Origin of the sequence: Streptococcus sp. HMSC10E12 (assembly GCF_001807855.1) — a bacterium.
Classification (GTDB): domain Bacteria; phylum Bacillota; class Bacilli; order Lactobacillales; family Streptococcaceae; genus Streptococcus; species Streptococcus salivarius.
Genome location: NZ_KV791089.1, coordinates 97,947 through 117,034, shown reverse-complemented (window position 1 = coordinate 117,034; position 19,088 = coordinate 97,947). Strand labels below are relative to the sequence as shown.

The 19,088-nt window shown below is 40.2% G+C and carries 14 protein-coding genes; 5 read left to right on the top strand and 9 right to left on the bottom strand.

Annotation, left to right across the window (positions count from 1 at the left end; all coding sequences use genetic code 11):
• Positions 1-12: 12 nt before the first annotated feature.
• The 3 genes from glgP to HMPREF3112_RS05290 all read right to left on the bottom strand — a co-directional run bounded on the left by glgP (position 13) and on the right by HMPREF3112_RS05290 (position 5,033).
• Positions 13-2,274 (bottom strand): glycogen/starch/alpha-glucan family phosphorylase, encoded by a 2,262-nt coding sequence (glgP, locus tag HMPREF3112_RS05300; RefSeq protein WP_070438539.1) that lies wholly within the window; start codon positions 2,272-2,274, stop codon positions 13-15.
• 1 nt (position 2,275) lies between these two features.
• The gene (gene malQ / locus HMPREF3112_RS05295; RefSeq protein ID WP_070438536.1) at positions 2,276-3,775 is read right to left on the bottom strand and encodes a 4-alpha-glucanotransferase; all 1,500 of its coding nucleotides are present in this window, start codon (positions 3,773-3,775) and stop codon (positions 2,276-2,278) included.
• 253 nt (positions 3,776-4,028) lie between these two features.
• Positions 4,029-5,033 carry a LacI family DNA-binding transcriptional regulator gene (locus HMPREF3112_RS05290; protein ID WP_022496652.1) on the bottom strand — a complete coding sequence of 335 codons (1,005 nt, stop codon included), beginning with the start codon at positions 5,031-5,033 and terminating at the stop codon, positions 4,029-4,031.
• A 181-nt stretch (positions 5,034-5,214) separates the two neighbouring features.
• Here HMPREF3112_RS05290 and HMPREF3112_RS05285 point away from each other — a divergent pair, with 181 nt between their 5' ends.
• The 5 genes from HMPREF3112_RS05285 to HMPREF3112_RS10970 all read left to right on the top strand — a co-directional run bounded on the left by HMPREF3112_RS05285 (position 5,215) and on the right by HMPREF3112_RS10970 (position 10,150).
• Positions 5,215-6,462: an extracellular solute-binding protein gene (locus tag HMPREF3112_RS05285; protein ID WP_070438533.1), complete on the top strand. Its 1,248-nt coding sequence runs from the start codon at positions 5,215-5,217 to the stop codon at positions 6,460-6,462.
• An 89-nt stretch (positions 6,463-6,551) separates the two neighbouring features.
• Complete coding sequence (locus HMPREF3112_RS05280) at positions 6,552-7,910, top strand: carbohydrate ABC transporter permease (RefSeq protein WP_061652462.1); 1,359 nt, start codon at positions 6,552-6,554, stop codon at positions 7,908-7,910.
• Complete coding sequence (locus HMPREF3112_RS05275) at positions 7,910-8,746, top strand: sugar ABC transporter permease (protein ID WP_021144180.1); 837 nt, start codon at positions 7,910-7,912, stop codon at positions 8,744-8,746. The genes HMPREF3112_RS05280 and HMPREF3112_RS05275 overlap by 1 nt, the downstream gene beginning before the upstream one ends.
• A gap of 15 nt (positions 8,747-8,761) precedes the next feature.
• A complete protein-coding gene (locus HMPREF3112_RS05270) occupies positions 8,762-9,898 on the top strand; it encodes an ABC transporter ATP-binding protein (protein ID WP_002890942.1) in 1,137 nt (378 codons plus the stop codon).
• Positions 9,899-10,057: 159 nt separating this feature from the next.
• Positions 10,058-10,150 carry a type I toxin-antitoxin system Fst family toxin gene (locus HMPREF3112_RS10970; protein WP_004182539.1) on the top strand — a complete coding sequence of 31 codons (93 nt, stop codon included), beginning with the start codon at positions 10,058-10,060 and terminating at the stop codon, positions 10,148-10,150.
• A gap of 135 nt (positions 10,151-10,285) precedes the next feature.
• Here the strand turns inward: HMPREF3112_RS10970 and HMPREF3112_RS05265 are convergent, their stop codons facing one another.
• The 6 genes from HMPREF3112_RS05265 to HMPREF3112_RS05240 form a co-directional block, all read right to left on the bottom strand.
• The gene (locus HMPREF3112_RS05265; protein ID WP_002890941.1) at positions 10,286-10,474 is read right to left on the bottom strand and encodes a twin-arginine translocase TatA/TatE family subunit; all 189 of its coding nucleotides are present in this window, start codon (positions 10,472-10,474) and stop codon (positions 10,286-10,288) included.
• Between the two features lie 12 nt (positions 10,475-10,486).
• A complete protein-coding gene (gene tatC, locus HMPREF3112_RS05260) occupies positions 10,487-11,215 on the bottom strand; it encodes a twin-arginine translocase subunit TatC (RefSeq protein ID WP_049545999.1) in 729 nt (242 codons plus the stop codon).
• Positions 11,202-12,887 (bottom strand): FTR1 family iron permease, encoded by a 1,686-nt coding sequence (locus HMPREF3112_RS05255; protein WP_070438531.1) that lies wholly within the window; start codon positions 12,885-12,887, stop codon positions 11,202-11,204. Before HMPREF3112_RS05255 ends, tatC begins: the two co-directional genes overlap by 14 nt.
• Positions 12,865-14,070: an iron uptake transporter deferrochelatase/peroxidase subunit gene (gene efeB / locus HMPREF3112_RS05250; protein ID WP_070438526.1), complete on the bottom strand. Its 1,206-nt coding sequence runs from the start codon at positions 14,068-14,070 to the stop codon at positions 12,865-12,867. Before efeB ends, HMPREF3112_RS05255 begins: the two co-directional genes overlap by 23 nt.
• 5 nt (positions 14,071-14,075) lie before the next feature.
• Entirely contained in the window at positions 14,076-14,948 is an 873-nt protein-coding gene (efeO, locus tag HMPREF3112_RS05245; RefSeq protein ID WP_002890936.1) for an iron uptake system protein EfeO, read from the bottom strand.
• A gap of 249 nt (positions 14,949-15,197) precedes the next feature.
• A complete protein-coding gene (locus HMPREF3112_RS05240) occupies positions 15,198-18,911 on the bottom strand; it encodes a pullulanase (protein ID WP_070438523.1) in 3,714 nt (1,237 codons plus the stop codon).
• Positions 18,912-19,088 lie beyond the last annotated feature (177 nt).

The window sequence follows — 19,088 nt, the reverse complement described above, 5'->3', positions numbered from 1 at the left end:
GCAACTAGAATATTATTTTGTGTGCCAGATGTCTTTGTCATACTGTTCGATTGTACGGTCAGATGAGAAGAATCCTGCTTCAGCAATGTTGTAAACAACTTTTTTGTTCCATGCATCTTGATCTTCGTAAGCTGCGTATACTTCTTCTTTCTTGTCGATGTATTCAGCCAAGTCAATCAATGTCATGAACCAGTCTTTAGAGATAAGTTCATTGCGGAGACGTTCCAAGCGTTCTTTATCTCCAACTTTAACGAGGTCTTCGCTTACGATAAAGTCAACAGCTGCTTTGATGTTAGCATCTTTTTCGTAGTAATCACGTGGTACATAACCTTCTTTTTCATAAAGGTCGATGATTGTATCAGAATCTTTACCAAATGTGAAGATGTTTTCTGGTCCTACCAATTCAGCAATCTCAACGTTGGCACCGTCCATTGTACCAAGTGTAAGGGCACCGTTAAGCATGAATTTCATGTTACCTGTACCTGAAGCTTCTTTAGAAGCCAATGAGATTTGTTCTGAGATATCTGTTGCTGGGATGAGGTGTTCAGCAACTGTTACGTTGTAGTTTTCAACCAAGTGAACGTTGAGGTATTTGCTTACTTCTGGATCATTGTTGATGAGTTCAGAAAGTGACAAGATCAAGTGGATGATGTCTTGAGCAATAACGTAGGCAGGAGCTGCTTTACCACCAAAGATGATAGTGATTTTACGTTTTGGAAGGTTTCCTTTTTTGATTTCCAAGTATTTGTGGATGACATACAAAGCGTTCATTTGTTGACGTTTGTATTCGTGGAAACGCTTGATTTGTGTATCGATGATTGAGTTTTCATCAAGATCAATACCTTTATTAGCTTTAAGGTAACGTTTAAGTGACAATTTGTTATCGTATTTAATTTCAGCTAAACGTTTGTGAACTGCTGGATCATCTGCAAAGGCAGCCAATTTTTCCAATTGAGTTGCGTCAGTAAGGTAACCATCGCCAATCAATTCTTTGATGTAATCAGCAAGTTCTTGGTTTGAGAATTCCAACCAACGACGGAATGTAATACCGTTTGTTTTGTTGTTGAAGCGTTCTGGGTAAAGGTCGTAGAATGGTTTCAACTCAGAAGATTTAAGGATTTCTGTGTGAAGTGCTGCTACACCGTTAACGCTTGTAGAGAAGTGGATATCCATGTGTGCCATGTGAACACGGTTGTCTTTGTCAATGATTTGAACACGTGGATCTTCGAATTTTTCACGAATGATAGCATCCAATTTCTTGATGATAACAACAAGGTGTGGAACAACTTCTTCAAGGTAGTCAAGAGGCCATTTTTCAAGGGCTTCAGCCAAGATAGTGTGATTTGTGTAACCAACCATTTTGCTTACGATTGCTACTGCTTCATCAAATTCAAATCCATGTTTTTCTGTCAAAAGACGGATCAATTCTGGAATTACCATTGATGGGTGAGTATCGTTGATTTGTACGTAAGCGTAATCTGGAAGGTCGTGAAGGTTAGATCCACGTTCGATAGCTTCGTCGATCAAAAGTTGAGCAGCGTTTGATACCATGAAGTATTGTTGGTAGATACGCAAGAGCTCACCTTTACGAGTTGAGTCATCAGGGTAAAGGAAAAGTGTCAAGTTCTTTTGGATTTCGTCTTGATCAAAAGTGATTCCTTTATCAATCAAATCGTAGTCCACACCATTGATGTCAAAGAGGTTAAGGTAGTTCTTAGTTTCTTTCTTATAACCCAAGATATCCAAACGATCCAAACGTGATTTCAATGTGAAGTTTTTGAATGGAACATCATAAGAGATATCAGTTGGTACCAACCATGATTGATCTTCAATCCAGTAGTTTGGTTCTGCATCTTGTTTGTTGTCTTTGAAGACTTGTTTGAAAAGACCACAGTGGTAGTTAAGACCAACACCTTCACCGTTGATGCCAAGTGTTGCCATAGAGTCGATGAAACATGAAGCCAAACGACCCAAACCACCGTTACCAAGAGATGGTTCTGGTTCAACGTCTTCAACTTCGCTGATTGATTTACCAGCAGCATCCAATTCAGCTTTAACATCCTTGTAGATGCCCAAGTTGATCAAGTTGTTAGACAAAAGTTTACCGATCAAGAATTCAGCTGAGATATAGTAAACTTTACGTTTGCTATCGTTTTTAGGTTTTGGGGCAGCTGCTTCTTTTACGAATTCCAACAAAAGATAGTAGATTTCTTCGTTTGAAAGGTCCTTAAGATTTTTGTTTTTTGCTTCAACATATTGTGTAAATGTAGCCATTTTAGTTATTACCTCGATTATATCTTTCTGTAATGTCTGTCAAAAATTCTTTCTTGTCGACAGTGATTTCACCTGGGAGCATACGCCATTTCCAGTTTTCACCAACTGTGTTAGGGAAGTTTGTACGGCTATTTTCAGGTTTATCAAGGATATCCTGCATAGTCGCAATAGCTGTGTTGCTTACTGTAGCAAAGAGTGTGCGAAGAAGAGCACGTGTGATTGGTTCACCTTGACGACGGTTGATGTAAGCATCAGTGTAATCACGTTGCTCTTGCGTCAAGTTGTCGTACCAACCGTTGATTACTTCGTTATCATGTGTACCTGTGTAAGCAACTGAATGTTGTGTGTATACGTGAGGAATGTCAATGCTGTTTCCAGTAGTATCGTAGAAACCAAATTGAACAATCTTCATTCCAGGGTAACCACAGTCTGCAAGAAGTTTACGTGTCTTATCATCAATGTTACCAAGGTCTTCGGCGATGATTTTAAGATCACCCAATTCTTCTTTGACCACTTTGAAGAGGTCATAACCAGGTCCAGGAACCCATTCACCATTTTCAGCAGTTTCATCTCCACCAGGAATTTCCCAGAAGTCAGAGAAACCTTTGAAGTGGTCAATACGCAAGTAATCATAAAGTTTGAATGATTCTTGAATACGGAATACCCACCAAGAATAATTTTCAGCTTTATGTTTATCCCAAGCGTAGATTGGGTTACCCCAAAGTTGACCAGTAGCTGAGAAGTTATCTGGTGGAACTCCGGCAATGTAACGTGGTTTACATTCGGCATCTAGTTTGAAGAGGTGTGGTTGAGTCCACACTTCAACACTATCAGCTGAGATGTAAATTGGCATGTCACCAATGATTTGAATACCATTTTTGTTAGCATAGGCTTTAAGTTCTGCCCATTGGCTAAAGAAGAGGTATTGCACTACTTGGTGGTAAGTGATGACATCAGCAAGTTCTTTGCGAAGTTTTTCAAGAGTTGCCTCATCGCGTTTAACTGCTTTTTTGTCATCCCAATCTTGAAGCGCTTTGTTATCAAAGTGTTCTTTGATAGCCATGAAATCAGCATAATCTGCTAACCAGTTAGCATTTTTAGTTTTAAAAGCTTCGAATTTTTTAGCTTCTTTTTTATCTGCCAAGATAGCTTTTACTGCTTTTTCAAGGATTGGGCGACGTGCTTCATAAACTTTAGCATAGTCGATAAACTCTGGATCTGATCCAAAGTCAGCGCCTTTAACATCAGCTTTGGTTAGAAACTTGTCACGAATAAGGAAATCCAAATCGATGAAGTGTGTATTCCCCGCTACCGCAGAGAATGATTGATAAGGTGAGTCCCCATAACTTGTTGTAGTAAGTGGCAAGATCTGCCAGTAAGTTTGTTTTGTTTCTTTCAAGAAATCAACAAAGTCATAGGCTGCTTGACCGAAAGATCCGATCCCGTAGTCACCTGGAAGTGATGTGATGTGCATCAATACACCGCTTGCTCGTTTGTTCATAAAGTTTACCTCAAATTATTTTTTACACTTATGATTATAATGCAAACGTTTGCATTAGTCAAGAATTTTTAGCAAAAAAATAGAAATTTTTTTATTTTTTCTTGAATAATTGTTCGCAAAACAAACGCTTACAATTTGAGAGAGTGTTTTTAAGCCGAGGCTTCTAGTGAATTCCGGAAAATAGTCATCTTACATAAAATAAAAAAGTAGCCGGCTAATTTACTAACCAACTACTTAGATTCTCCTTAAGATATTATGAATGCGTTAAGACGCTTTCTCTTTCTATAAGTTTAAATGGAATGATGACTTTCTGTGACTTGTTCTTAGTTGACTTAAGGAGTCCATTAAGACTTTGTACACTTTCTTTAGCAAGTTCTTGGATATTAATATCAAAAGTGGTCAAGAACGGATGCATGATTTCTGCAAAAGTAGAATTATTGAAGGAAATGATAGCATAATCTTCAGGTACTCTAATTCCTTGATTGTTTAGCCATTGAATGAGACGAAGGGCGATAAGGTCATCCTTGACAATCAAAGCTGTCGGAGAAAATCTATCTAATTCCTTCTTTAGCTTATCGATTGTTTTAGATGAAAATACAAGTTCAGGTAAGATTTCTAATTCTAGTTCATCTGCTGCTTCTTTATAACCTCGATAACGTTCCTGTCCTACTTGACCAAAAAGGTCATCCGTAATAAAACCTATTTTTTTATGACCATGAGATGATAAATAAGTCACTGCTTCCTTACCTAAGGCCTTATTGTCATTATCGATGTAGGTAACCTTATCTTTTGTATCACCTGCAGCTCCAATGACGACAAAAGGAACTTTTTCTTTTAGGAGATAGGATTTAACAGGATCATTCTTCTCAGAGTAGAGAATAATGAAACCATCAGCTCGTTTTTGGCGATGCATGAGTTCGACTTGTTTAACCAATTCATCCAAACTAGCACCTGTGGCAATACTGACGACCTGAGAATTGCGACTTGCTTCTTCATTGATAGCCGTTAGAATTTCCATATAGAAGGGTTGACTGATATTTTCTCTATTCGCCAAAGGAGGAAGAATCACACCTAAACTATGAGTTAAGCCAGTTGCCAACATCTGAGCTGCAAGATTGGGGACATAACCTAATTCATCCATAGCCGCCCGCACCTTGTTTTTTGTTTCTTCAGAAATGGCTGGATTATCTTTTAAGGTCCTACTAACCGTTGAAGGACTTACTCCTGCTTTTTGGGCAACATCCTTAATTGTAGCCATTATTTTCCTCTCATTCTCATAAATATTTATAGTCGTAAAATACAAGAACAATTATAACCGAAACAATTTAGTTTTGCAATCGTTTGCACAAAGTTAAAATTTTTTTTTATAAAATACTTGACAGATTGTGGAAACGGTTGCATAATGTTTATCGTAAACTAAATTTCTGGAGGAAATAGAAATGAAAAAATGGCAAAAGGTATTACTTGGTAGTGCTGGACTTCTCGTGGCTGGGTCGCTCTTGGTGGCTTGTGGGTCAAACTCAAGCAAGAGCTCAAGTTCAGATAGCAAGACTTTGAAACTTTGGGTACCAACTGGTGCTAAGAAATCTTACTCAGATACAGTAGCACAGTTTGAAAAGAAATCTGGTTACAAAGTTGATATGGTTGAAATGGAAGATCCAAATGCTCAAGAAAACTTGACTAAGGATGCTTCTACTGCTGCAGATGTCTTCTCACTTCCACATGACCAACTCGGTAAATTGGTAGACGCTGGAGCTATCCAAGAAATCCCAGAGCAATACTCAAAAGAAATTGCTGAGCAAGATACTGAACAAGCTGCTGTAGGTGCTCAATACAAAGGTAAAACTTACGCCTTCCCATACGGTATCGAAACTCAAGTTACATACTACAACAAATCTAAACTTAATGAAGAAGATGTGAAATCATATGAAACAATCACTTCTAAAGCTAAATTTGGTAGCAACTTGAAAGAAGTTAATGCTTATGTAACTGCTCCTCTCTTCCTTTCTGTTGGTGACACACTCTTTGGTCCTAACGGTGAAGATGTGAAAGGTACTAACTGGGGTAACGAAGCTGGTGTGAATGTTCTTAAATTCATCGCAGCTCAAAAAGACAATAAAGGATTTGTCAATGTTGATTCAGCTAATATGATGGCTAAATTCGAAGATGGTTCTGTTGATGCTTTCCAATCAGGACCATGGGACTACGCTGCAGCTGCTAAAGCTGTTGGTAAAGACAATCTTGGTGTTGCTGTTTACCCAACAGTTAATATCGGTGGTCAAGACGTTCAACAAAAAGCCTTCATGGGTGTTAAACTTTACGCAGTTAACCAAACACCATCTAAAGGTAACGCAGAACGTATCGCTGCTTCTTACCAATTGGCACAAGCTTTGACAAGCAAAGACAGTCAAAATAACCAATTCACTAATGAAGACCGTCACATCATCCCAGCTAACAAAGAAGTTCAATCTTCTGAAGCTGTTCAAAAGGATGCACTTGCACAAGCTGTAATCACTATGGGTTCATCTGATCAGTACACAACTGTTATGCCTAAACTTAGTCAAATGTCAGTCTTCTGGACTGAAAGTGCTGCTCTTATGAGTGATGCATATAACGGTAAAATCAAGGAAGACCAATTCCTTACTAAATTACAACAATTTGATAAAGATTTGGCAGCAGCTAAATAAGAATCCTAACTATGAGAAGGTAAAGAGGCAGGTCAGGTTCCTAGCCTCTTTATCTATCACTAATTAAACATTTATCTGAGGAGATATCTATGTCACAAACAATCTACGACACAACTCCTATGCGCCAGGTCTTCAAAGAAGGTACATGGGATGTCAAATTATCCTTTCTGGTAATGGGTTTGGCAAACTTGGTCAACAAACAGTTCACCAAGGGCTTGCTCTTCCTCCTTTCTGAGATTGCCTTCTTAGTAGCCTTCGTTATTCAAATCATCCCTGCGCTTAAAGGTATGATTACCTTGGGGACTCAAGAACAGGGTGAAGCTATCAAAGAGGTTAATGGGGTTAAGCTTACTGTTCAGGTCGCTGGAGATAATTCAATGCTTATGTTGATTTTTGGACTTGCATCATTAATCTTCTGTGCAGTTTTTGCTTATATTTATTGGTGTAATCTTAAGAGTGCTCGCCATCTCATGGCTCTCAAACAGTCTGGACGTAAAGTTCCCAACTTTATCGAAGACTTCAAGACCTTAGCTGATGGTCGTTTCCACATGGGACTTATGACTGTACCATTGATTGGAGTTTTGCTCTTCACAATCTTGCCTTTGATCTACATGATTTGTTTGGCCTTTACTAACTTTGACCACAATCACCCAGCACCTAAATCACTCTTTGACTGGGTTGGTTTCTCAAGTTTTGGTGAGGTTTTGCAAGGTCGTATGGCTGGTACTTTCTTCCCACTTTTGACATGGACCTTGATTTGGGCAGTTGCTGCAACAGCAACAACTTTCTTCTTCGGTATTGTCCTTGCTCTCTTGCTCAACACTAAAGGGCTTAAATTCAAGAAAGTATGGCGTACACTCTTTGTTATCACTATCGCCGTTCCTCAGTTCGTATCCCTTCTTTTGATGCGTAATTTCCTTAATGACCATGGTCCTTTGAATGGTTTGCTTCAAACCTTACATCTCACTAATGGACCAATTCCATTCTTGACTGACCCTCTCTGGGCTAAGTTCTCTATTATCTTTGTTAATATGTGGATTGGTATTCCGTTCACAATGTTGGTTGCAACTGGTATCATCATGAACTTGCCAACTGAGCAGATTGAAGCTGCTGAAATTGATGGAGCAAGCAAATTCCAAATCTTCAAGAGCATCACTTTCCCACAAATTCTCTTGATCATGGCACCATCGTTGATTCAACAATTCATCGGTAATATCAATAACTTCAACGTTATCTACTTCCTTACTGGTGGTGGACCTACTAACTCTGAATACTATCAAGCGGGTTCAACTGACCTCTTGGTAACTTGGCTCTACAAACTGACTGTTAGCGCTAAAGACTACAACTTGGCATCTGTTATCGGTATCTTGATTTTCGCCATCTCTGCAACATTCAGTCTCTTGGCCTACACAAGATCATCTTCATTCAAGGAAGGGGCTGCTAAATAATGAAACGTAAGAAAAATCTTTACCTAACTGGTACTTATATTCTATTGACAGTTCTAGCTGTTATCTGGTTGATTCCTATTATTTGGATCTTCCTTACAAGTTTCCGTGGTGAAGGAGCTAATGCGGTGCCTTACTTCTTCCCTAAGACTTACACATTTAATAACTACATTAAACTGTTTACCAGCGATGCTTACCCATTTGGAAAATGGTTCATCAATACTTTCATCGTTGCCACATGTACATGTATCCTCTCAACTTTGATTACCGTAGGTATGGCCTACTCACTTAGCCGTATTAAATTCAAACACAGAAATGGCTTCTTGAAATTGGCACTTGTACTTAACATGTTCCCTGGATTCATGTCAATGATTGCGGTCTACTACATTTTGAAGGCCCTCAATTTGACACAAACCTTGACATCTTTGGTCTTGGTATATTCTGCTGGGGCAGCTCTTGGTTTCTACATTGCAAAAGGTTTCTTTGATACCATTCCTTACTCATTGGATGAATCAGCAATGATTGATGGGGCAACTCGTCTTCAAATCTTTACCAAGATTACCTTGCCACTTTCTAAACCAATCATCGTCTACACTGCCCTCATGGCCTTCATGGGACCTTGGGTAGACTTCATCTTTGCATCTGTTATCCTTGGTGACGTTAAAGATAAATATACCGTTGCCCTTGGACTCTACCAAATGCTTAACCAAGACGCTATCAATGAATGGTTCCTTCCATTTACCTCAGGTGCTATTATCATCGCCATCCCAATCACCCTTCTCTTTATCTTCATGCAGAAATACTATGTTGAAGGTGTAACCGGCGGATCAGTTAAATAATAAAGGATAAATGATATGACAACTCTTAAACTGGATAAAATTTACAAAAAATACCCAAATGCAACTCACTACTCTGTTGAAGATTTCAGTATCGACATCAAAGACAAGGAATTTATCGTTTTCGTAGGTCCTTCAGGATGTGGTAAATCAACAACTCTCCGTATGGTTGCTGGTCTTGAAGAAATCACTGAAGGTAAACTCTATATTGATGGTGAAGTGGTTAATGACAAATCACCAAAAGACCGTGACATTGCCATGGTATTCCAAAACTACGCACTTTACCCACACATGACTGTTTATGAAAATATGGCCTTTGGTCTTAAACTTCGTAAATATAAAAAAGACGATATCGACAAACGTGTGCGTGAAGCTGCTGCTAGCCTTGGGTTGACTGAGTTCTTAGATCGTAAGCCGGCAGACCTTTCTGGTGGTCAACGTCAGCGTGTAGCTATGGGACGTGCCATCGTTCGTGATGCTAAAGTCTTCCTCATGGATGAACCTCTCTCAAACTTGGATGCTAAACTTCGTGTCACTATGCGTGCTGAAATTGCTAAAATTACTCGTAATATTGGCGCAACAACCATCTATGTTACTCACGACCAAACAGAAGCCATGACTCTTGCTGACCGTATCGTTATCATGAGTTCTACTAAAAATCCTGATGGTTCTGGTACTATCGGCCGTATCGAACAAATTGGTACACCTCAGGAACTTTACAATGAACCAGCCAACAAATTTGTTGCTGGATTTATCGGAAGTCCTGCTATGAACTTCTTCAATGTTAAGGTTGACGGCAATCGTATCACTAACTCTGAAGGCTTGGATATTGCAATTTCTGAAGGTCAAGCTAAAATCTTGAAAGAAACAGGTTATCAAGGCAAAGAAGTAATTTTTGGTATCCGTCCTGAAGATGTTTCAAGCCGTCCAATCGTTCAAGAAGTATATCCAGATGCCAATGTAGATGCTGAAGTCGTCGTTTCAGAGCTTCTTGGTGCAGAAACAATGCTTTACCTAAAACTTGGAGAAACTGAATTTGCTGCCCGTGTTGATGCGCGTGACTTCCACAATCCAGGTGAAAAAGTAAATCTTACTTTCAGCGTTGCAAAAGGTCATTTCTTCGACGCTGAGACAGAAAAACGTATCAGTTTGTAAGATAAAAAAATCAGCTCAAGAGGCTGATTTTTTGTTTGGCATGATTAAACCACATTCTAACTTTTATTTCCTGACACTCACTAAACATAACTCTCTCAATCTATGATATAATATCCTTTGGCACCTCGACACCGCCTACGAAGGGAGGTGAGTTTGCCTATGATGGATTTACTATTCAAAACTATCATCGGACCTATTGTGGTCGGTGTTATCCTTCGTCTAATCGACAAGTGGTTAAACAAGGATAGATAGTGCTAAAAAAGACCCCGAGCTTATGTGGAAGTTAGCTTGGGGTCTTTTCTTGCCTATGATATAGACTTACTATTCAATACAGGTGTATTATGTCATAAAAGCTTAGAATTGTCAAGAAAATAGAGTATCTAGGAACTAGTCTTTCTTCCCAGTCTCTTGATCCTTTTTATCTTCATCAGTCTTATTTACAGCTGCTTTAAATTCGGCTAGCATTTTACCGATAGATTGACCGAGTTCTGGCAAGCGTTTAGGACCAAAGATGAGGAGGGCTCCTAGGACAATAATGATAAGTCCTGGAGCTCCGATATCACGTAGAATTCCCATGAGATCTCCTTTCTATTTATCTTTATATTTTCTTTGTTTACGTTTATAAATCAGCTTACTAAGAGTTACGCTAACTTCATAGAGCAAGATTAAGGGAGCAGTCATAGCCAAGTCACTAATAAAGTCGGCTGGTGTCAAAACAACTGCCAAAACCAAGAGAATAAAGTAAGCATAGCGTCTATAGCGTGCCAGAAATACTGGTGTCAAAATGCCAATGGACGTTAAGAAACACACAATTACGGGAAGTTCAAAGAGAACAGCTAGAGGCACTGTCGTATGCAGTAAAAAACTAAGGTAGTTTTGTGCTGTAATTTGTGTATCAAAGAGTCCTTCACCTAGTTTTAAAAGCACTTCTAAGATAGCCGGACTAACAAAATAATAACCAAAGGCCAAACCCAATACAAAACAGACAAAAGTTGCTGGAATATAGGCAAAAATGGCACGCGCTTCATTGTCCCTCAAACCAGGTTTCACAAACTGCCAAATCTGGTAGGTAGTAAAAGGCAAGGTGACCGTAAAAGCCATAAGGCTGGCTAAGTTAATGTAAATCCAGAGAATATCGTTAGGTCCTAGAACCAATAAGGGCTTATCAAATCCTCTAGTCAGATAAGCATAGAGCTCTCCGGCAAACAACAGAGTGATACAGAAAACTAGGAAAAAGCAAATCACTACTGCAATAAAACGTCTTCGAAATTCCACCAGATGCTCAACAATGGTCATCTCGTCCTTACTTCTTGCCATGCTGTTTCACCGTTACAAAGGCAATAATAGCAATAAAAATAAGTTGTGGAATTAGGACTTCCCAGCTTGGATAAATACCAGCCCAATCAATGGTTGGGAAACCACTAATCAAATGATTGGACATCATATTAGTCAACTGAAGAGCATGAATGCTGACACCGAGCATCTTGAAGGCCAAGGCATAAATCAACCAAGTCAAAATAAAGAAGATACGATGCGGTTTAATATGGTGACTAGCTTTAGTCATAGCCACAGCAATAATAACAAGAACTGCAATGGCTAAAGCAATACCAATCAAGAAATTAGCTGTCGTGATACGTGGGATAATACCAACATAGAAAAGAATGGTCTCGGCACCTTCACGGAAGACAGCCAAGAAACTAAGGGCAAACATGGATACAAAACTTCCAGTAGCCGTCACTGTCTTCATCTGACGGTCCATAAAGTCATTCCACTGTTTGACTGAAGACTTGCTATGAAGCCAAATACCAATCAAAATCATCATCGCAACTGCAAAGATACCAACGCCACCCTCAATAATTTCACGGTTAGCCCCTGAGGTCACAGCTGGAAAGACAACTTGTAAGATAACAGCTATAAGTGCGCTGGCAAGAACACCAGCAATGGCTCCACCATAAACCCATTTGAGACCCTTACGCATCTTGGCTGCCTTAAGAGTTGTCACAAGGGCCATAACAATGAGGAGGGCTTCGATCCCTTCACGCAAGAGAATCAACATGGCATCAAATGCATTATAAGAAGCACTGGTATCGATAGCTGATAGGTCTGTAATTAAGGCTTGCAGTTTGTCCTGATAAGCTTTTTCTTTCCCCTTAACCATGATAACCGGTGTTTCACTCTCCACGCGCGTATAGAGGCTTGGGTTAGTCGTGCTCACGTCACCTTCAATGGTTGGCCAGATAGTGATGAACTTCTTCATAGTTGCCGCAGCCGTTTTTTCATCACCTGATTGGAATTGACCGAGAGCTTTTTCCAAGAGCTTAATACCATCTTTTAGGGTTAAACTTGAGCTTGTGCTATCAAGAGGGACGCCCTTGATAAAGTCATCAATCCCACCCTTGAGATCATCATAGGATGACTGGATGCTGGTGAAATCAGTAGGCTCCGTCTCAATACTGCTTCGCAAAAGTGAAATAGCCGTCTCAATCTTGCCGTAGTAGGCAGCACTGTGGTCACGGACAACAGCTTCATTTCGCGTCCAAGCATTATTCAATTCGCCATAAGTTTTGCGGGTCTCAGCTAGGTCTTTAGCCGTAATGGCATCCTGTAAATTCTTGAAATAAGGATTGAGACGGGTCTCAAGTTTTTCCTTTTCGGCATCCAAGTCAACAGGATTTTGCTCTTTCTCAAATTTAAGAAGGGCTGACGAGATAGAGGTTAGGTCTTCTTCTGTCACGTCACCTTTAATATCAAGAGCCTTGCTAACTTTTTTACCAGCCTTGGAATCATGATTTTCTTTAGTTTCGAAATCAGTTTTAATCTCAGCAACCAATTCCTTAGCTTTAGCTTGATCTTTATTTTGAACAGCTGTTGTCGCATCTGTAATTTTGATATAGAGGTCACTGTATGATTCAGCAGCTACTGGATAGGTCCAGAATAAGGCTAAAAGCCCAAGTAAAACGATGAGTTTATTCAAAGAGTGCTTGACCAAGGTAGCCTCCTTTCTCCACCCCAGCAAAGCAAGCAAAGAGCCCGCTTCCGATATGGGTGATGTACTCGTTCATCTTGTCTACAGCACCAAGATTGGTCTGAATTTTAACAAAACGGTCTGGATCCTTCTGGTAGGCAATGAAAATCAAACCTGAATCAAACTGGCCAGTTCTCTCATCAATGCCATCTGAATAAGAATATGAACGACGTAAGATAGGAAGGTCTACTTCTTTTGCCAAACGCACATGCGAATCGACTGGTAATTTTGACAAATCTACTTCGTCAAACTCATCTTTCTTACCAAAGGGAGCGCCTGATTCCTTGTAACGACCAAAGGTGTTTTCCTGCTCCTGCAAGTTGGTACGATCCCAAGTCTCCAAATGCATCTGTACCAGACGAAGAGCCATATAAGAACCACCCTTCATCCAATCTTGACTATCAGTCCAGACAACCTTGTCGAATTCCTTTTCTGTCGTAACATTGGCAGTACCGTCCTTGAAACCAAAAAGATTTCGAGGCGTTTCCTTGCGGTCTCCGATAGCTGCAAACCCTGATTTGCTCCACTTCATGGTGATTTTATTACGACCTTTACGAATCAGATTGCGGATAGCGTGGAAAGCTACTTGTTCATCGTCCGCACAGGCTTGAATCACGATATCCCCGCCCGTATACTTGTCCTGCAACTGCTCCTTTGGAAATGGAGGCAAATCACGGAAGAGCTTAGGACGTTTGGATTCTAAACCAAGTTTTTTAAGAAAATCAGCCGAAACTCCAAAAGTCAAACTCAGGCGATAGGGATTGAGTCCCACCGTTTCGCCTGTATCCGTAGGAGGCAAGAGGGCATTAGAACCGTCTTTTTTGACTAACTCTCCTTCAACCAATTTACTACTATAATCGGTCCAGTCTTTAAAAAGCTGGATGACTTCTTTTTTATCGGTTGTATGAAGATCTAGCACCACCAAGTAGCAAGCCTTCTGCATAGGAGTCGTAATCCCAGCCTGGTGCTTGCCAAAGAAGCTAATATCTTCATCACCATCATAAGCCTTTTTACTTGAACTATCCTGATTAGCGAAAAAAGCAGATGCACCAGAAAGACCAAGCGCAAGCCCAGCCCCTCCAATACCTGCTTTTTTAAGAAATTCACGACGGTCCATTTTTTGATCTAAAAATTTTTCGTCAGTCATTTTTCTTATTTCCCATCTAGGATAACACCCATTTGTGATAATGGTTCACCAAGTTTAGTTACAGCTTCGGCCAATTCCTTAGTATCTGCCTCACTCAAATCTGTATAAGACTTATAGTTTTTCTCATCAGTCATGTGTTTGTCCAAAAGACCATTCACATTCTTGAATTCAGTTTCCAGAGTCTTCACAAGTTTAGCATCTTTCTTTTGGATCAACGGCTTGAAAAGTTCAAAGATTTTTTCTGCCCCTTCAATATTGGCACGGAAGTCGTAAAGATCAGTATGTGAGAAGACCTCTTCTTCACCTGTAATCTTTTGAGTTGCTACTTCGTTCAGAAGGTCAACAGCACCTGTCAACATGATATCTGGAGTAACTTTAACAGTTGCAATTTTAGCTTTGAGTTCCTTAATATCGTTAACCAATTGATCTACATAGGCATCTGTACCCTCTGTCGTGTTGTCTTGCCACATGATACGTTCGATACGGTGGAACCCTGACCAACCGTCTTCTGATTTATTTTCGTCCATGTAATCAACCAAACGGTAGTCGATTTTCACGTCAGACTCACCAAAGCTTTCTGCAATCGGCTCTGAACGCTCGTAAGCCATACGAATCAATGGGTATTGTTTCTTAGCTTCTTCAAGATTTCCTGACTTGAGGGTTTCACTGAATCCTTCAGTATCTTTCAAAAGCTGATCAATTTCGCCTTCTACGAAAGTCTTATAATCACTTGTCGCCTGCTTCAATTGCTTTTGCTCACTGGCTGTGAGTTTTGAGCTCGTTGAGCTTGAATTACTTGAATTACCAGATTTGGCACAAGCCGTCAATAAAAGTCCTGATGCCAAAAGAACAACACCAAGTTTGCTAAGTTTTTTCATGAATGTCTCCTATTTTCAAGATAGTGTTCGACATTTGTCGTTATATATGTGAATCGTCGTTTTATCATTAATAAAGAACGAACGATGATAAGTCAATAATGATCTCTCGTATGTAAGAGAACATATCTAAACTAACAGAAGAAACCAGCACTGTCAACGGTTTTAGGCTATTTAAGAACTATTCTAAAGAGCAGATAAGAATGATTCTAAATAAAAGAAAACAACAGGAAATAACCTGTTGTCACTTATTTATTTCATCCGTCGTTTTCTAAGGAATCCTAGGCTAAGGATGCTTAGAAGACCTGCTAAAAAGAGTCCACGATTTGTCTTTTCACCAGTGGATGGCAGTTGTTTATCAGTCTGACGACTAGCTTCAGTCTTAGCCTGACCATTGTCACGATTAACAAGTTCAGCATCTCCGACAAGGTCCTCTTTACCTGAAGCCTTGACATTTGCTTTAGTTGCTTCAGTATCTTTACCACCAAATGACCCGGTCTTTTCAGAAGGCTGATCTACTGCCTCAGTTGGCGTCTGAGCATTAGTCAAACGAATAATAGTCGCTGTTAGTGGGTCCAAGGTCAAGATGTGATTGTTGATTGTCACACCTGATAACTCACTAATTCCAGATAAATTGACTTGACTGCCATCTGCCAAAACCATATAAGATAGGCCATTTGTAATCTTGCTCAAATCAAACTGACAAGCCTTGCTATCAGCATTGACATAGACAAGGTAACGATCTCCATTCGAAGCAACAGTTTGGTATCCCAATACCAAATCTTCTTGAGCGACATTGTCCTGACCTGGAACCGTCAATAGTGTCACACGGGCATCCACATCTGCTTTTGATTTGAAATTGAAGGCATCCGTCGACTTACGTAAGGCAATTAACCCTTTGGTAAAGGCACGCGTTTTCGTATTTTCTGGGAAGGCCTGGCTATCAGTCGCCTTAGTCCAGTCAAAATGGTTAACCGCATCACTTGAATCATAAGAATCATGGATGAAGTAAGGATAATCAAATGGATTGCCCTTTTCATCAACTAAGAGGTGCGACTTGTTCGGCACCTTGTCCTCAGATACAGGATAACGGTAGGCAGGATCACGGAACTGTTTGGTGCGGCCGTATTCCTGACCAGAGTGAATAAATGGTGTTCCCTGAGCAGTCAAGACCATGAGGTTTCCTAGACGCAAACGACGATGAATTTCAGCATTATTCTCAGGCTTGCTTGGATCCTTCTTGATTGATTGGGCGATGATATCAAAAAGGGTCAAATTATCATGAGCAGCAATATACTGAATAACATCTCCTGGTGCATCAGCCTCAAAGTTAGTTGGCTGTGCCTTGATATTATCAAAAACCTTATTAATATCACGTTTTCCACCTGTGATGAAGGCCGGTGTTCCCTCGTTTGGATAACCTGATTTGAGGGTATTTCGAATATCATCTGAAAATACAGCTACGGTATCTGTGTCTTTCATCCAAGACTGATCGGCAGGCTGAACAGGGCTATTTTCATCACCAGCATAAGTCACCCAACCCTCACCAAGCATAATGAGATTTGGATTAAGGGCGCGTGCAGTATTGTATGCTTGCTCGATACTTTCAGCATCATGGTCACCCATCATATCAAAACGGAAACCATCTACTTTATATTCCTTAGTCAAATAAGCAATGGAATCCACCAAGACACGACGGCTCATATAGTGAGTCGTACCTAGACGACCGCCTCCAAAACTCGAACGAGGAGTGCCATCAGCATCCATAAAGTGATAGTAATTTGGCTCAAGGTCTTCAAAAATAGCTGTCTTGGCTGTATGATTGTAAACCACATCCAAGATAACACCCATACCATGGGCATGGATAGCTGCAACTAAATTCTTGAATTCTTCAATACGTTTAGCTGGATCACTAGGGTTTTCAGAATACATACCCGTCAAAGAGAAATAGTTTTGTGGGTCATAGCCCCAGTTGTAGTTACTATCGCTTGATGCATAGGCAGCCAAACGCTTGCCATTTTGCAATTCATTAACAAAATAGTAGCTCAATACTGGCAAAAGCTGAATATGAGTAACCCCAAGGTCTTTAAGATAATCCAAACGCTCCGCAAAGGCTGCAAAAGTACCAAACTGGTGCCTCAATTCAGTTGAGATAGCCTTGTCAGAGGTGAAATCTCGGACATGAGCCTCATAAATGATGGCATCTTCTCGAGATTTAAAGTTAGGAATCTTAGCGTAGTCAAGGTCTTTTGGTCCATAATTAGCAGGATCTACAAAGGCAGCCTTGGCAATCTTGTGTTCAGGTCCCTTGTTGGCATCGTCACTATTCCAAGCTGCCAGAGATTTCGCATAAGGATCAAGAACAATTACTGACTGATCTCCACGTTTAATGCGGTATTGATAGAAATAACCAGTTAAGTTTTCAAGGCCAAAATCAGTCGCAAGGAGGTCAGCTTGCCAAGTACCTCTAGGGCCTTTGCTTAGAGCGTGTTCAGCCAGCACCTTGTCTTGATTATTCTTATCATAGACAATGATGTCTACTTGATCAGCACTTGGTGACCAAAGTGTCACATGTGCCTTAGTACCATTTTCTTCTAGTCGAGCACCCAACTCACCATCATAACTGTAGAGGGCATCCTTTAATTGCCAGCTCTCAGATGTTTTAAAACTATCACTGCCCAAAGTGACCTTGTAAGGCAGATTTTCTGCAGCAAAATCACCTGTTAAAGTAGCTTTTTTAAGTTTAGCATCCAAGTCAAGCTGTTTAAGAGTGACACTGTTACCATCCTTATCCGTCACCTTAAGGTCTTTAAGAATATCCTCAGATGAGACCTCGTCTAAGTTGGTGAAGCTAAGTTCGATTTTGCTTGGACTAAGCTGCTGAACCCCAGTCAAACGCACATCCTTGACAAAGTAAGGGTTGGTGTAGACTGTCGGATCAGTATCTCGTACGAAAAGCTGACGAGATTTTTTCAAGTCACTAAATTTATAATCATTTGGTTGAATTTTCACATCATCTCCAGTTTTACTCTCATCTAAGAGTAAAAATCCTATCGATTTTGCCGCTTGTGTTAGTGGAATATCTAAGTAGGCACCATACTTACCATTCGGTTGGAAATTGACACCATCAGGCCAATTGCTTGGAGCGTCCTTAACATCACCCCAATACCAGACAGACTTATTGCTATAGTCGCCATCCGTACGGAAATAATTGATACGAACGTGGTCTTGAGGGATAGGTTGATAGCTGTAAACTTGGAAATCTTTGTCAATCCAGGCCACATTCATTTGAGGGCTAAGAATTTCCACTGCTTTATCCCCTGAAAGGTTCGTTCCAGCGGCATTATTAATCAAGAAGCTAAGTTTTTTAGGTGTTGAAGACAACTTCACATCTAAATAGACACCATAATCATCCTGTTTAGCTTCAGCAAATGAGGTTGCCCCTGTCGGCCAGGCCCCCTTCTGAGATGATGGTGTCTCAACATCATCCCAAGTCCAAAGACCAAGAGACGACTTGTCTTGACTTGGCAACTCTTGGAAATGCAAGCGAATAGTCCCCTCAGCAATAGGATTTTCAGACGCATTCGTAAGAGCTTGACTATTATTAGTACTTACTGTTTTTGGCGTGTTTTCGCTAGTTTCAGTTAGCTTGGTAGTCTCAGTAGGGCTAGTATTTTCTTCTGGAAGAGAAACTGGCTCATTTGCCTTGGAAACAGAGGTACTCTCAGCTGTTACAGGAGCTGCTGGCGTTTCAGTTACTAGACCACTGGTAGTAAGACTCGAATCAGCTGGTTCTACCTGTGTGCTTGATTCGGTCGTTGATACTGCTTCATCTGCCTTGACGACTTGAACAGCAGAAAAGCTCAAAAAAATAGCTCCAATGGTTACAGAAGCCAAACCTAACTTGTACTTGCGAAGGCTATAACGAAGGATTTTTCCATCATTAGCTTGAGTATTTCTTTTCATAGAAACTCCTTTTGTTAACGTTTTCATGTTTTTTAATATACCATTTAGCTTTCATTTATGCAAGCGTTTTCTCTCTTTAAAAATTAAAAAAGAGAGAACCATAAGATTCTCTCAATCTATTAATTATAAATAGAATAGTAACGCTTAATCCCTGCCACAATTGCGTTAGCTAAAGTC